Annotated in this window: 15 protein-coding genes and 1 pseudogene; 7 read left to right on the top strand and 9 right to left on the bottom strand. The window is 36.2% G+C overall.

Translation table 11 applies throughout. The annotated features are described in order from the left end of the window. Positions 1-88: 88 nt before the first annotated feature. Both MUW56_RS07820 and tilS read right to left on the bottom strand, forming a co-directional pair. Positions 89-2,155 (bottom strand): thioredoxin family protein, encoded by a 2,067-nt coding sequence (locus MUW56_RS07820; protein ID WP_292012666.1) that lies wholly within the window; start codon positions 2,153-2,155, stop codon positions 89-91. Further along, positions 2,145-3,494, bottom strand: coding sequence for a tRNA lysidine(34) synthetase TilS (gene tilS, locus MUW56_RS07815; RefSeq protein WP_292012665.1), 1,350 nt, complete (start codon positions 3,492-3,494; stop codon positions 2,145-2,147). The genes MUW56_RS07820 and tilS overlap by 11 nt, the downstream gene beginning before the upstream one ends. An 87-nt stretch (positions 3,495-3,581) precedes the next feature. Between tilS and MUW56_RS07810 the strand changes: the two genes are divergently transcribed. Continuing rightward, the gene (locus MUW56_RS07810; protein ID WP_123276848.1) at positions 3,582-4,415 is read left to right on the top strand and encodes an OmpA family protein; all 834 of its coding nucleotides are present in this window, start codon (positions 3,582-3,584) and stop codon (positions 4,413-4,415) included. A 49-nt stretch (positions 4,416-4,464) separates the two neighbouring features. Here the strand turns inward: MUW56_RS07810 and MUW56_RS07805 are convergent, their stop codons facing one another. The 4 genes from MUW56_RS07805 to MUW56_RS07790 all read right to left on the bottom strand — a co-directional run bounded on the left by MUW56_RS07805 (position 4,465) and on the right by MUW56_RS07790 (position 7,189). Further along, the gene (locus tag MUW56_RS07805) at positions 4,465-5,424 is read right to left on the bottom strand and encodes an HTTM domain-containing protein (RefSeq protein WP_292012664.1); all 960 of its coding nucleotides are present in this window, start codon (positions 5,422-5,424) and stop codon (positions 4,465-4,467) included. A 4-nt stretch (positions 5,425-5,428) separates the two neighbouring features. Further along, positions 5,429-6,001: a hypothetical protein gene (locus MUW56_RS07800; RefSeq protein ID WP_292012663.1), complete on the bottom strand. Its 573-nt coding sequence runs from the start codon at positions 5,999-6,001 to the stop codon at positions 5,429-5,431. A gap of 48 nt (positions 6,002-6,049) precedes the next feature. Then, positions 6,050-6,637 (bottom strand): hypothetical protein, encoded by a 588-nt coding sequence (locus tag MUW56_RS07795; RefSeq protein ID WP_292012662.1) that lies wholly within the window; start codon positions 6,635-6,637, stop codon positions 6,050-6,052. 396 nt (positions 6,638-7,033) lie between these two features. Continuing rightward, positions 7,034-7,189: a hypothetical protein gene (locus MUW56_RS07790; RefSeq protein WP_292012661.1), complete on the bottom strand. Its 156-nt coding sequence runs from the start codon at positions 7,187-7,189 to the stop codon at positions 7,034-7,036. A 296-nt stretch (positions 7,190-7,485) separates the two neighbouring features. On the opposite strand from MUW56_RS07790, the gene MUW56_RS22810 reads away from it, so the two are divergent. The 6 genes from MUW56_RS22810 to MUW56_RS07765 all read left to right on the top strand — a co-directional run bounded on the left by MUW56_RS22810 (position 7,486) and on the right by MUW56_RS07765 (position 11,298). Continuing rightward, the gene (locus tag MUW56_RS22810; protein WP_367118505.1) at positions 7,486-7,641 is read left to right on the top strand and encodes a hypothetical protein; all 156 of its coding nucleotides are present in this window, start codon (positions 7,486-7,488) and stop codon (positions 7,639-7,641) included. Between the two features lie 130 nt (positions 7,642-7,771). Further along, positions 7,772-8,419, top strand: coding sequence for an O-methyltransferase (locus MUW56_RS07785; RefSeq protein ID WP_292012660.1), 648 nt, complete (start codon positions 7,772-7,774; stop codon positions 8,417-8,419). Between the two features lie 90 nt (positions 8,420-8,509). After that, positions 8,510-9,226, top strand: coding sequence for a C40 family peptidase (locus MUW56_RS07780; protein WP_292012659.1), 717 nt, complete (start codon positions 8,510-8,512; stop codon positions 9,224-9,226). A gap of 19 nt (positions 9,227-9,245) precedes the next feature. Continuing rightward, positions 9,246-9,713, top strand: a complete 468-nt coding sequence (locus tag MUW56_RS07775; RefSeq protein ID WP_292012658.1) for a DUF1648 domain-containing protein — start codon at positions 9,246-9,248, stop codon at positions 9,711-9,713. After that, entirely contained in the window at positions 9,710-10,054 is a 345-nt protein-coding gene (locus MUW56_RS07770; RefSeq protein WP_292012657.1) for a cupin domain-containing protein, read from the top strand. Before MUW56_RS07775 ends, MUW56_RS07770 begins: the two co-directional genes overlap by 4 nt. A gap of 5 nt (positions 10,055-10,059) precedes the next feature. Then, positions 10,060-11,298 (top strand): glycosyltransferase N-terminal domain-containing protein, encoded by a 1,239-nt coding sequence (locus tag MUW56_RS07765; RefSeq protein ID WP_292012656.1) that lies wholly within the window; start codon positions 10,060-10,062, stop codon positions 11,296-11,298. Here the strand turns inward: MUW56_RS07765 and MUW56_RS07760 are convergent. The 3 genes and pseudogenes from MUW56_RS07760 to MUW56_RS07750 form a co-directional block, all read right to left on the bottom strand. Continuing rightward, positions 11,290-11,916, bottom strand: a complete 627-nt coding sequence (locus MUW56_RS07760) for a deoxyuridine 5'-triphosphate nucleotidohydrolase (protein WP_292012655.1) — start codon at positions 11,914-11,916, stop codon at positions 11,290-11,292. The genes MUW56_RS07765 and MUW56_RS07760 overlap by 9 nt on opposite strands. Continuing rightward, positions 11,916-12,670: pseudogene (locus MUW56_RS07755) on the bottom strand (glycosyltransferase family 2 protein). The gene MUW56_RS07760 and the pseudogene MUW56_RS07755 overlap by 1 nt, the downstream one beginning before the upstream one ends. A 24-nt stretch (positions 12,671-12,694) precedes the next feature. Further along, positions 12,695-13,672, bottom strand: a complete 978-nt coding sequence (locus tag MUW56_RS07750) for an acyltransferase (protein ID WP_292012654.1) — start codon at positions 13,670-13,672, stop codon at positions 12,695-12,697. Positions 13,673-13,853: the final 181 nt, after the last annotated feature.

Here is a 13,853-nt window from a genome sequence, read left to right as displayed (position 1 = left end):
TTTCATCCTTAAATACTGTTAAAATCAATGCGTTAAAAAAGCCTTGTCAATTCAATTGATAAGGCTTGGTATATGTTGAGATAAAAATCTATTTATTTTTCTTGAAGTAATTCACACCACATTCTAAGAATTTTTTGAAATCTTCCTTAGGCATATATCCTGAAACCGGAGTATTGATCACTTTACCGTCAGGAGTGATTAACACATAGTGCGGCTGGGAGTTATTGTTAAAATTAACCTGTTGGAATAAACTCCATCGGTCTCCTATTGTTTTCACCTTTTTGACCTGTCCTTCTCCAAGATCAATTTTTGTTTTCTGATCCTCAGGAAGCTCTTCCTTGTCATCTACATATAAAGATGCTAATACAACATCATTTTGCAGAATAGGTAAAATGTCGGCTTCACTCCATACAAATTCCTCCATTTTTCTACAGTTTTCACAACCGTAGCCCGTAAAGTCGATTAAGATGGGCTTGTTTTCCTTTTTAGCAATCTCAACTGCTTTGAAGAAATCATGTTCCGGATGCATTCCCAAAATTCCGTCTTTTTCATCATGGAAATAACTTACATTCAGGGGAGGCAGAATACCACTTAACAATTGAAGTTTTGGACGCTCAGAAGGAATTAATCCCTGTACCAGGTAGATCACAAATCCAAAGCCTACTACTCCCAAGATCTTTCTAGTGATAGAAATTTTAGGTTTTTTATCATCATGCGGGAATTTGATCAGCCCGAATAAATATAAAGCCAATCCCAATGCAACGATGATCCAGATGGCAATGAAAAGTTCTCTCTTTAAGAAGAAAGTTTTTGATACCAAATCCGCTTTCGATAAGAACTTTAAAGCTAAAGCCAATTCTACAAACCCTAATACCACCTTAACTGTATTCATCCATCCTCCGGATTTCGGAAGGCTCTGTAATGCCTGCGGGAATAAAGCCAGTAGCCCAAAAACAATCGCCCATGCCAGCCCGAATCCAGCCAATGCGAATGTCAGCAGCATAGGAACATTTGAAGATCCCGTTACGGCACTTCCCAGTAAACTTCCCAAAATAGGCCCCGTACAGGAGAAAGAAACGATTACCAGGGTTAAAGCCATAAAGAAGATTCCAATGATCCCTCCGGCTTCTTCTGCCTTTGAAGATTTATTGGCAATAGAACTCGGTAATGTAATATCATAATACCCGAAGAAACTTCCGGCAAAGAAGATGAATATAATAAAGAAGGCAATATTCAGCCATACACTCGTTGAAATCTCATTAAAGATATTTCCTGCAATCCCGTCAATGATATGAAAGGGAATACTTAATAAAACAAAAATAAGAAGGATGAAAAATCCATAAATAACGGCGTCTCTTTTCCCTTTGGCTTTGTCTTTACTTCCTTTCGTAAAGAATGAAACCGTTAATGGGATCATAGGAAATACACATGGCGTTAACAGGGCTATGAGTCCCCCGATAAACCCTAAGAATAAATAGGTCCAATAATTTTCGTCCACTTTTGCTGCAGCCGTTCCACAATCTGTCAAAGGATTTTTGAAATCAATCGTTTCTATTTTCAGCTGCTTAGGATCCAGTTTTGAAGTCTCGGACACTGTCATTTCAGTTTTTGCTAGATTTTCAGTAACCGTTTCCACTGTTTTTACAGAATCCTTTACGGCGGCAGCTGTTTCCTCAGCAGGCTGTTCAGCTGCTCCTTTTGGAGTGATTTTTTGATTGAATTCTAAAGTGTTGGGAGCCAGACAGACTCTGTCGTCACAAGTCTGATATGTAATTTCAGAAGTGACGTCTGCCGGTTTTGTAGGGTCTTTTAATTTGAATTTCTGCTTGAATCCTGCCGTGTTGGAATAGAAAACAATGGTTCCGCCAAAGGCTTCAGAAAACTCTTCATGCTTTTTACCCGCCTCAGTAAACTTTCCGATCAGTTCAATATTCTTTCCTGAAACTTTATACTCGGTAGGAATCCCGGTATCTTCCGGAAGATCCTTTGAATAAATATGCCATCCGCTTTCCATGGTGGCATTCAAAACCGCTTCATACTGGTTGTTTCCCAGTTCATTGATGGTGAACTTGAATTTTACAGGATTTTTTATCTGTGCATTAATTCCGCTTGCTAAAAATAGGAGAATTAATAAAAACCAATTTCTAAATTTCATTTTTTGTTTCATTAAAAATTTTGAGAAGACTTTTTGTTTTCTCATCCTTTGCATATCTTCTATCCTGCCTGAAAGGTATTATCCCGAGTAAGGAATTGTTGCTGTCAGCCAGTATCCAAATTTTTTGCCTCGCTAAAATAGATAATTTTTTGTCCCTAAAAAACTTAGAAACTTTCTTTTTTCCCGAAAAACCGGTCGGATAAAACTCATCACCATCCTGTTGCTTTCTCAGGCGCAGTGGGAAATGAAGTTTTGCAGCATCAAAATCCCATTCAAAATTTTTATTGATTCCGTCAATGTCTTTGATAGAATCTTTTAGATTGAGACTGATCTGGTTTTTTGAAAAATCAAAATGATCAATCAGTACCATTTCATCTTTGATTTCCGTTCTTTCGTTTCTGTTGATAAAGATCAGTTCATCACGATTGACGATCAATCGATAATCTTTTGAAAAAAAGGAGCTGTTGTTTTCCGATTTAAAAATTTTAGGGATTTCTTCTTCCCGGTTAAACCCATATTTTTTTAAAATTTCAAACTTGATGAAATCACTTTCCTGATCCAGCTTTTCTTTTGATAAGATTTTATAGCCTTGGTTAAATTTGCAAAGCTTATTTTCTATTTCCTGAACCTGCTTTTGAACAAAATCTTTAGTCTGGTTGAGATAAAGAGAACTTTTTTTGAAATTTTCCAAAAAATGGTCGTTGGTCTCCAGTAATTTTGGAACCACTTCGTTTCTTATTTTATTTCTTAAATAATCACTCTTCTTGTTAGACAGGTCTTCCCGGAACGCAATATGGTTTTGTTCTGCAAACTCATAGATCTCTTCTTTTGAAAAGTTCAGAAGAGGGCGGAGTATATTGTTGTCATGGGAAGGAATACCGCTCAGTCCGTTGATGCCGGCTGCTTTGGAAAGGTTAATGATAAAGGTTTCCAGCTGGTCATTCAGGTGATGGGCGGTAACAAGGAATTCCAGGTTTTCCTTTTGCTGTAGGTCTTTAAAAAAATGATACCGGAGTTCTCTCGCCCAAAGCTGAATGGAGTTTTCCGGTTTTTGATCTTTTTCCGAAACTTCATATAAATGAAATTTTATATGATTTTTCTCACAAAAATCCTGTACCGCTTTCTGATCCAGATCAGAATCTTTTCCACGAAGTTTATAATTGATATGAGCGATCTGTATCTCAAATTTTTCACCTTGCCAATTATCGCGTAAACCCTTGAATAGAGCGGATAAAACCATAGAATCCGCCCCTCCGCTCACCGCTAAAAGGTACGTGTGCTTCTCCGGCTGGTGAATGAGATTTTCTAATTGATTTTTAAAGCTTAATGTATTCAACATTGATGTTGAGAATTTCTTTTATGCAAAGATAACCGATATAATTCAATTGAATTTCCCTAACTTTGATTAGTCTAAAAATGATTATTTATGAAGATTTTAAAAATTTTAGCAGTTTCTGCAATGGCATTGGGTATGACCTCTTGTGTAAGCAAGAAGCAATATGATGCATTGAGCACAAACTATAAGCAGTGTATTGAAAATATCGGAGAAAGACAAAGAGAAATTCAGGATTTGAAATCTCAGAATTCAGCATTGGCCGGTGAGAATAACTTACTGAAAAGTCAGCATGATGCTCTGAAATCATCATTGGATGCATGTCTTTCAAACACAGGAAAAAGCTCTGCGAATATTGATAAACTGGTAGGGGAAATCAATGCTTCAAATTCATATATCAAACAATTGATTTCAAGCAATGCTAAAAACGACAGTTTGAATCTTGCCTTGTCTAACAAGCTGAAGAGATCTTTGGATAATGTATCAGATGAAGATGTACAGGTGAAAGTATTGAAGGGAGTCGTGATGATCTCTCTTTCAGATAAAATGTTATATAAAACAGGAGATTATAACATCCTTCCTGCAGCTCAGGAAGTGCTAGGAAAGGTGGCTAAAGTGATTAATGATTATGATAAATATTCTGTACTGATCGAAGGTAACACGGATAATGCACCACTGAATTCTGCAAACCTGCCGAGAGACAACTGGGATCTTTCCGCATTAAGGGGAACTTCTGTAGCTAAAGTACTTCAGACTCAGTTTGGGGTAGATCCTGCAAGAATTACAGCGGGAGGACGTTCGGAATACAATCCTAAAGCGACCAACATGAGTGTTTCGGGAAGAGCGGAAAACAGAAGAACTGAAATCATCATCATGCCTAAGCTGGATGAATTCATGAAACTGATGGATATTGCTCCAAAGAAATAAACAAGCTATCAATAAAGAAATCCCGAAGAAATTCGGGATTTTTTTTTGATCAAATGATTTGTCCGGGAAGCGGATTGGTTCGTATCTTTTTTTTTGAAGACTGAATCCTCTTTTTTGCTGGCTGCTCGAAATAAAAATTAGTCATATTCCAGATGATCATAATGGCAGAAAAATAATATAAGTTGAGAACGAGGGCGATTCCTATGTGCATAGAAATGGTAAGCAGGAGCCATGTTTTTTGCGTTGCTTTATACCATATAAAAAATGGGTAACCCATTTCTATGAGGATGGTGCTCCATCCGATGATGATCAGGAGATAAGAGTGGTCTGCAAGCCAGGTAAAATCAATATTCAGATCCCTGTTGGAATAGGGGAGGTGAATGGCTTTCCAGATAGATTCGCCGTTCCACCAGTTGAATCCTAATGCTTTATCTAAGCCGGAGAAAAAATAAGCAATAGAAATGTGCAGCTGAAATAGCCTTTTGACTGGAGTGGCATTAACTTCTCCTGGTTTTTTGGTGGAAATAAAATTTTTGAGAGAAAATGGAGGGTCCGTGGGAAAAAGAATCAGATAAAATAAGGACATACTGGTGAAAAAGTCTGCTCCATAAGCAAAAAAAGAACTTCCTTTTAATAATGCAATCTGTAATATGAGTAATAAAAAGGCGGCAATTCTGGAATAAAATCCGGTAATTATAAAAATACAGAGTGTAATAAATGATATTTTGGTGATAACAATTGTTGCATTTTCTGCAATACCGAAAGATTGAAAAAAGTGTACAATTTTCGGAAAAGTAATCAGCCAGTCCGGAGTGAAAACATTCATGATGTCCTGAGGAATAATGCTGTTGCTTGAAAACAGCTTGTCAAAATCAGGCATTACCGCAATAAACTGCAGCAGAATAATAATCCCTATTGCAACTCTGAAGAAGCTTAAAAATTCTGTCTGGCTATCTTTTTTGAAAAAGAAGTCTTCCACTTTTGTATATATTAAATTCAGTCTTTTCATCAGTTTAGTGTTTGAATTCATCTATAAGAATAAAATTTTCTTTTATTTTTCCTTTTTTGAAATCTTCAATACTGGGATAGTCATAGAGATAAAGCCTTGTAGTAACGTTAGAAGCCCTGGGATTTTCTTTCATTACATTCATCGCCATTTGCTGGATGATAAGATCCAGATACTGGTAATACTTTTTGTGATATCTGTTTTGATCCGAAATTTTATCAAGAAACATATTGAAAACGGTCGTATACCTCACTCTGCTTTCCTTGTTTTTGAATGCAGGCATTATTTTTTCCTCCAAAATATTTCCATGCTGGTCTTTTAGTTCAAAGTTGATGATAAAATCACTCGCAACGTTTGGAGCGTAAAAGCCATATCCTGTATCAAAACCTGTATAAGAAGCAAACATACTGATTGGTTCTGATTGGGCAATGTTTTCAGAAATCTGGTAGGACAAAGGTTTGTCGTAGGTCTTGTTTTCATAGTAAAAACCGTAGTAACCGTCAAATGTCCCTTTCAAACCGACGATAAAAACCAGTAATAACAAAGTGAAAATTCCTGATAGCTGAAGCTTTCTTTTCATGGTCGTTATTTTAGAAAAGGCTGTTTTTGGGGAAACAGCCCTTTGCTGTTATTTATAATTGGTAAGAACATTATTAAGCCTTACATTGATTTTTGGATCAATCCCGATGTTGTTTTTTACAGATTTCATGATCACATTGGTAAGGTTTCTTTTTCCGGGAGGACAAATTGTGTACTCATCTGCACCTCTTACCGTCAGTTTACTTAAAGAAGCAATATCCTTTTGGCTTAGTAATGCCGCATTGGTAGCAACCTGATTGTTTTGGACCGCATAATAATCTGCGCCAAGTTCTTGGGCGCCGTATTTTTTTAGAATAACATCCACCTTGGATCTGAGGTCACCATATCTTTTCCAATCGATATTGGCTTTTATCAAGCAGCCGCGGATGATGTACTGCCGGTTGGTTTTGTAGATGATAAAGTTGGTTCCTAAGCTGGATTGGTGTTTCTTTTGCAGTTCTATTAAGTTCTTCATATCACCATCAGAGATTCTTTTCACCTCTTTGATAATGTAGTTATTGTCGACGATGTAGTTGCCCTTTTCTTTATAAAAAGACATTTCCTGAGGTTTTAGCTGGGAAAAAATAATTACTAGTCCCACTATTGCACCCATTAATAATAAGGTTTTTGTTTTCATGTGGCTGTTTTTTTAGAATTAAATCCCTACTCTATTTTAGGCTTTTCGGGGTCCTCCTTTTAGGTTTGTACGTTCATGTTGTTGAAAATCTCGATCAAATATAGGTCTATATAAAGAATTGGTAATCAGTATTTTTACTGCTTTTTAATCGGGTTTTGATGGGAAACAGAATTCAGACAGGAATTTTTTAGGGCTGCATGAGCTGTTTTTACTCTTGAATATTGTACTGATGTTAAAATAAGGCTGGATTTTTCAGAAATAATAGGAGCCGTTTGGGAGATTGATCTTGAATAGTGCTGTCTTGCTGTCAGGCCGGATTTTGTGATTGGGCCTAATTTTGAAATAATCAATAATAAAAAAAAATAAATCCCAATGAGAGTAGGGATTTATTTTTAATCAAATTAATTCTTCTTTTTTCAATAGAGAAATAATTCGTTTCAAAAATGAATTGGATATTTCAGTCTTAGTTTTGTGGGCAGAAGATTTCATTTTGCTTTCTGGCAAAACTGATTTTTGATTCTCATGGTTAGTTTGTTTTTCTTCTGCGGTCATTATATTCTCGTCGTGTTTTTACCCTTTGTTCTCTGTACAAAATTAGAGATTTTGTGGTAGCAAAACATCCGTGTTTTCCCGGTATTTTATATGGGGTTTTCCCTGTAGTAAGGAAACGGAAACTCAGATAAGTGATGTCTATTCAATACTTTTTCCGGAAAAGTAATCAAAAGCTCATCCATTATAACGATCCGAAATCTGTTGTGGGTTTATGAAAAGAATGTGTATATTTAAATCACTTAACAGTGGATTCCGAAAAACTTATAGAGTAGGAGAACAAAACCAAAATTATTACTATGAAAAATTTAAAAAAACTTTCAAGAGGCCAAATGAAAAAAGTACAAGGTGCAGCAGCCAGAGCGTGTAATCCGCAGATAATTTGTCGTGTGACCAAAGACTGTTGTCCAGGATGGGTGTGCGGTACGCCGGGCCAGTATTGTATAGCCTTGTAATGATTTTCTGCATAGAAGTATACAAGAAAAGAGAGATTGATTTCTCTCTTTGTTGTTTAGAATGCGGAACAGAAACCGGTAATCAAAAAGCAATTTTAAAATTCTTAAATTTGTTTAAATTAAAAATTTTATGAGTTTTTTTGAAGAAAAGAATCCTGAGATGGACAGGTATTTGGAAGCACACGCTTCTACAGAATCCGAAATTCTGAAAAAACTGAGAAGAGAAACCTATCAGAAAACGACTCAGCCACATATGATTTCAGGCTACCAGCAAGGGAGGCTTTTAACGATGATCTCCCAAATGCTGCAACCCAAAAATGTGTTAGAAATAGGCACCTTTACAGGGTATGCGACACTATGCCTGGCGACAGGTCTGGCTAAGGATGGAAAAATTACAACCCTTGATGTGAATGAAGACCTTGCCTATCTTCCAAAGAAATATTTTGAAGCCAGCGAATATGCAGATCAGATTGATTTCAGACTTCAGGATGCTAAAGAATTTTTAAAAGAAACAGATGAGGTTTTTGATTTGATTTTTGTGGATGCTGACAAAGAAAATTATGCTGAGTACTTCAGATTAATTAAGCCTAAAACAAAGTCAGGATCTGTGATCATGTTTGACAATGTGCTGTGGTATGGAAAGGTGTTGGAAGAGAATCCCAAATTGAAATCCACACAGTCTATTAAAGAATTAAACGATTTAGCCGCAAAAGATGAAGATTTTGAAAATCTTATTTTACCTTTGCGGGATGGGGTAAATTTCCTTCGCAGGAAATAATTAAAATATTCAAGGATTAAAATATTTAAAGATTTTTACCCATCGTAATCTTTTAATCTTTAAAGTATTCAATCTTTAAATTTAGACTTAATGAATAAAGGAATTTGTATTGTTACAGTAGCACCGGTCCGGGCAGAAAATTCTGATAAAGCAGAAATTGTTACGGAAATTTTGTTTGGGGAAAGTGCTGATATTTTAGAGGTGAATAAAAACTGGACTAAAATCAAAATGCATTATGACGGCTATGAGGGATGGATGGATACGAAACAGATCAGGCCTGTAACAGACGAAGAATTGGCCCATAGAAAAGTTACAGTGGTTACCGAGGATTTTTCCTCCGTATTAATGAATGATGGTAAGACTTTACTGTCTATCGGATCGGAGGTGGAATTTCCTGTGGTCGCTTCAAAAAGGAGCCATGATATCCGTGAGAGTATTGCGCTTACGGCAAAAGAATTCCTTAATGTACCTTATTTATGGGGTGGTAAAAGTTTTTTTGCCGTAGATTGCTCAGGCCTGACCCAATTAGTCTATAAAGTTCATGATATTAAATTACCCAGAGATGCTTCTCAGCAGGCAGAAGTGGGAGAACCTCTTACTTTTGTGGAAGAAACACAGCCCGGGGATCTGGCTTTCTTTGAAAATGCAGAGGGAAAAATTATTCACGTAGGGATTATGCTGGAGAATCAAAAAATTATCCATGCATCAGGGAAAGTGAGAATTGATACCCTGGATTCAACCGGGATTTTTAATAAAGAAATGAATAAACATACCCATAAATTAAGAGTCATTAAAAGCGTTCTGTAATTCTTAAAAACCATCTGATATGGAAAATGTTTTACTTACAATTTTTGACGTTTTTAATTTTGGATGGGTTGTTTTTTTGTGGTGGTTTACCATGAAGAATTATAATGATTTGCCTCAAAGAATGCCTATACACTTTGATTTGAACGGAAAGGCAGATCGATATGGACATAAGATCTATGCTTTTTTGATGCCCTTTTTATGTATCATAATGTATGCATTGTTTCTGTTGATAACAAAACATCCGGAAGATTCTAATTTCCCGGTTGAACTGACGGAACAAAATAAAGAGGCTCAGTTCTTAATTATGAAAATTGTTCTGAGGGTTTTGTTTATGCTCATCATGATTGTTTTTTTGAATACACAGGATTATATGTTCAGGTATTCCTTTGATGAAAATGTAAAACCGCGGATTTCAATGATGCTTACAATTTTAACTATTATTGGATTTGTACCTCTAATCCTTATCATTACTCATATTTTTAAATGATACACTCTAAAGATAACTTAGAACATTATATCTGGGGAGACCATTGCGATAGCTGGGTTCTAAAGAATTCACAAGGCTTGTCTGTTAAGCAGGAGAAAATGCCTGCGGGAGCCTCTGAAAAACTCCATTTTCATCAAATTGCAGAACAATTATTTTATATCCTGAAAGGTGAAGCAGTACTGTATATCAATGATGAAAAATTTGTGGTGAGACAGGGAGAATCTATTTCAATTGTACCGGGGGCAAAGCATTTTATTTGTAATGAATCTGCAGAAGACGTAGAGTTTTTAGTGATATCAAGTCCATCTGCAAACAACGATAGAATTGAAATTAAAAAATAATTTGGATGGCATTTCTGTATAATATATTGGTAAGCCTTCTCATTTTAGGGATGAAAGTTTTTTCGTTAATTAATGATAAAACTAAAAAAGGCGTCGAAGGAAGAAAACAATCTTTAAACAAGGTTAAATCTGTATTTTCCCCAACAGATAAAGTAATTTGGATGCATGCCGCCAGTCTGGGAGAATATGAGCAGGGATTACCCGTACTGGAAAAGCTAAAGGAGAATTTTCCCGGTCATAAAATTTTAGTTACTTTCTTTTCTCCGTCAGGATATGAAAATATTGTAAAAAAGAAATCTATTGCAGATGCGATTTGCTACCTGCCCTTTGATAAAAAAAGTACAGTCAATGAGTTTATCACTCAGTTTGATGCTGAACTGTTTTTTACGGTGAAGTATGATTATTGGTATAATTTGTTTGCAGCGCTCAAAAGCAGAAATACAAAAATCTATGTAATTTCTGCCTTGTTTTATGAGAGGCAGTCTTTTTTTACCTCTTACGGAAAATGGTTTGTAAAACAACTTCAGAAAAATGTAGATTGGTTTTTCCATCAAACTCAGTTTTCTCTGGCTTTAGCTAAAAGCGTAGGTTTGCTGAAGTCTTCTGTAACGGGAGATACAAGATTTGACAGAGTAAAACAGCTCAGAGAAAGAAATAATCATGTTGATTATATTGCTGACTTCATAGGAAATAATAAAGCAATTGTTTTGGGAAGCTCGTGGCAAACGGAAGAGAAAATAGCAGAACTGATCTCCCGTAAAAATAATATGGTAAAGATCATCATCGCTCCTCACGATCTGAACAGAGTAGAACACCTGAAAAATATGTTCCCTGATGTCCTGTTATACAGCGAAATAAAAAATGCTCAGCCTTCAACTGCCAGCGCTCAGCTCCTGATCATAGACAGTATAGGTTTGCTGTCAAAGCTGTATTCATATGCCGATATAGCCGTGGTAGGCGGTGGATTTCATAGTGCCGGGCTTCATAATATTCTGGAGGCCGCAACATTCGGAGTTCCTGTCGTTTTTGGGAATCATTACAAGAAAAATCCTGAGGCAGACGACCTGATCTCCGCAGGAGGAGGAAAATCCTTTGAAGAAGAATATGCCGCTGCAGAATTTGTCTTATTCCTTGCCGGCGAAGATAATAAAGAAGAGCTGGAAGCGATGTCTCAGAATGCACGGAAATTCGTTGATGAAAAACCCAATTCTACAGAGATGATTCTGCAGAAGATTCTATCTTAAAAACCCCTGAGCTTTGATCTCTTTCATTAATTGTTCTATATTTTCCGGGATTCTTTCACATTCAAGCCAGTTGAGATCAAGTCCATTATTGATGCAGAGTTTTAGCAGATAATGGTTTTCAGGTATTTTGTTCCGGATATCCCGCAGATATTCATCAATCTCCATCCAGTAGTCCTCGTCCAGTTTTTTTGTTAAAATCAAAGCTTTGAATACCTTGTTGATCAGATAAATATAGAGTTTGTAAACATTGTCGAACCTTTGTCTGCTGAGGTCACTGTTATGATCTAAAATGGAACTGACCAGCAGGAGATGAAGAGACACTTCTCCGAATTTATCCGTTGTGATCTTGATATGCTCTGTAATTTCCGCACTTATTTTTCGGATAATGCTCAGGAAATATTTTGCGTTTCCAATATATTTTGAAGCAAGAAGAACTTTCTCTTCAACATTTTGTTCCATTGCATTTCTTTTATCATCCGTAGTTTCCGGATCAATAAGTTCAAAATATAATTTTTTGGACAATAATTTATCCTTTTTCAGGAGCCTGAAAATCAGTTTGTCTTTATCTGTACCGGAAAAGGCACTTAGTGCTGCTTTAAACTCTTTTGAATACTCCATTAATTAAAAATTTTAGAATACTTTAAAAATCCATTGAGAGCCCAATTCGCTGTATAATAGAGTGATTTTACAGTGGAAAACCCCATGAAATCTTTGTAAACAAGATACTGATCTTTGATAATATTTTTTTCTTCCTGGAAACACTGTTTTCACGCATCCTGTATTTTGCCATTGTTTTATTGATGGGCATTCCCCGAGGAACTACTTTCAGCAGATTCAGCCACATGACATGATCCTCACGCTTACTTTTTACAGGAAATAAAAATTTTCCGACCCTTTGGGTGTCATACATCGTAGAAACCGGAGCCAGTCTGCAGGTTTTTAAAAGGTTTGAAAAGGTAACAACTGTATCGGCTACAAAATCCTTCAATATAGGCTGTAGCTGTTCATCGCATCTGGAATAATTACAATAAACTAGCTCAGCGTGATGCTCCTTCATATAATTGATCATGGTTTCAAGATACTCCGGATACCAGTAGTCGTCAGAATCTAGGAAGGCAATATATCTTCCCTGAGCTCTTTCCAGGCTGTTGTTTCGGGCATTTCCTGCACCGCCGTTTTTCTTCAGCACCTGTAGTTTTATTCTCGGATCGTTATACTTTTTAATGATCTCTACAGTATTGTCTTTAGAGAGGTCATCGGTAATCAGCCATTCCCAGTTTTCGTAGGTTTGGCTAAGGACAGACTGTATTGTTTCTTCGATGAACTCAGCAGAATTATAACAGGGAGTGATGATGGAGACTAGGTCTTTCATTTGTGTTCTAAAATATATTCAAAATTATAAAAATCTTTTTTCATAAAAGTGCCAGGAAGAAATTCCTACCACGATTACCACCAGCATGCAGACAATACTCATCACGTAAGGGTTGTAGTCCTCAAATAATCCCAGGGTCTGAAATACTCTGATGATAGGAAAATGAAAGATATAGATCCCATAGGTGAAATCTCCGTATTTTCCGAAATTATTCAGAAACTTAAAGGAATAAGCGATATAAAGAACAATGATGCTGATCATGACAGGCGAGAACAGTTTTATTTTAAAAATAAGATCGATCCACACGGTGATGATGGCGATTATAAAAAGACTGTGCTTGTGCTGAATAAATTTATCAAAATTAAAATACAGCAGCATCCCGCCAATGAAATAACATAATGATCCCGGCAATTGTCTTGAGATTGCAGGTTTCTCCGTCATTTCGAAGTAATTGAGAAAGATTAGTGAAAGAAAGTACAGGATAATCAGACTGATATTCCTGTATTTGTTATTTTTTCCGAACAATAAAAATATGAAGGGGACAGCAACATAAAAGCACATCTCTATTTTAAGAGTCCACAGTGCGCCGTTTACGGCTTGATTACCAAATACTCCCGGTAGCCAGGGAGCTTTAAAATTCATGAAAAGTGAATTCCAGAACCAATATTTGTACACCTGGGTATTGCTGAAATATTCCGGAAGCGGTAAGGTGCTGACAAGACTTAGTAAAACGGTACAAAGAAATACAACCAATAAATATGCAGGAACAATTCTGTTGAATCTTTTCTTAGTATAGCTTTTTAAGCTGGAAGACCTTTCGTAGCTTCTGGCGATCAGAAAACCACTGACGATGAAAAACGAAAAAACGGCGACTTCTACCGGGCTGTACGTTAAAAAATGAAGTGAGTCAGATTGACTTAATGCTCCCAGGTGTCCTACGAAGACAATGAAAGCAAGGAGAACACGGATGAAGTCAAAATTATTTTTCGTTATATCTTGCATTTTGTTTCTTTCCTACAAAAATAACTTTTTTAATAAAATAGAGGAACTTTAGGCCGTTCAATATTTTTTAAATAAAGGCAAAATCAGTTGTCAGCATTTTAAAATATGTATAAATAAAGGTTGACTCAATAATTTTTCACAAAAAATAGTAATATAAATCAAAAAAATTATAATTTTAGCG

The sequence above is a fragment of the Chryseobacterium sp. genome (assembly GCF_022869225.1).
Taxonomy (GTDB): domain Bacteria; phylum Bacteroidota; class Bacteroidia; order Flavobacteriales; family Weeksellaceae; genus Chryseobacterium.
This window is presented reverse-complemented; position numbering and strand designations above follow the sequence as displayed.

Bases quoted from the DNA above. Each gene is read 5' to 3' on its own strand.
- MUW56_RS07820 (WP_292012666.1), bottom strand. From the start codon at position 2,155: ATGAAATTTAGAAATTGGTTTTTATTAATTCTCCTATTTTTAGCAAGC.
- tilS (WP_292012665.1), bottom strand. From the start codon at position 3,494: ATGTTGAATACATTAAGCTTTAAAAATCAATTAGAAAATCTCATTCAC.
- MUW56_RS07810 (WP_123276848.1), top strand. From the start codon at position 3,582: ATGAAGATTTTAAAAATTTTAGCAGTTTCTGCAATGGCATTGGGTATG.
- MUW56_RS07805 (WP_292012664.1), bottom strand. From the start codon at position 5,424: ATGAAAAGACTGAATTTAATATATACAAAAGTGGAAGACTTCTTTTTC.
- MUW56_RS07800 (WP_292012663.1), bottom strand. From the start codon at position 6,001: ATGAAAAGAAAGCTTCAGCTATCAGGAATTTTCACTTTGTTATTACTG.
- MUW56_RS07795 (WP_292012662.1), bottom strand. From the start codon at position 6,637: ATGAAAACAAAAACCTTATTATTAATGGGTGCAATAGTGGGACTAGTA.
- MUW56_RS07790 (WP_292012661.1), bottom strand. From the start codon at position 7,189: ATGACCGCAGAAGAAAAACAAACTAACCATGAGAATCAAAAATCAGTT.
- MUW56_RS22810 (WP_367118505.1), top strand. From the start codon at position 7,486: ATGAAAAATTTAAAAAAACTTTCAAGAGGCCAAATGAAAAAAGTACAA.
- MUW56_RS07785 (WP_292012660.1), top strand. From the start codon at position 7,772: ATGAGTTTTTTTGAAGAAAAGAATCCTGAGATGGACAGGTATTTGGAA.
- MUW56_RS07780 (WP_292012659.1), top strand. From the start codon at position 8,510: ATGAATAAAGGAATTTGTATTGTTACAGTAGCACCGGTCCGGGCAGAA.
- MUW56_RS07775 (WP_292012658.1), top strand. From the start codon at position 9,246: ATGGAAAATGTTTTACTTACAATTTTTGACGTTTTTAATTTTGGATGG.
- MUW56_RS07770 (WP_292012657.1), top strand. From the start codon at position 9,710: ATGATACACTCTAAAGATAACTTAGAACATTATATCTGGGGAGACCAT.
- MUW56_RS07765 (WP_292012656.1), top strand. From the start codon at position 10,060: ATGGCATTTCTGTATAATATATTGGTAAGCCTTCTCATTTTAGGGATG.
- MUW56_RS07760 (WP_292012655.1), bottom strand. From the start codon at position 11,916: ATGGAGTATTCAAAAGAGTTTAAAGCAGCACTAAGTGCCTTTTCCGGT.
- MUW56_RS07750 (WP_292012654.1), bottom strand. From the start codon at position 13,672: ATGCAAGATATAACGAAAAATAATTTTGACTTCATCCGTGTTCTCCTT.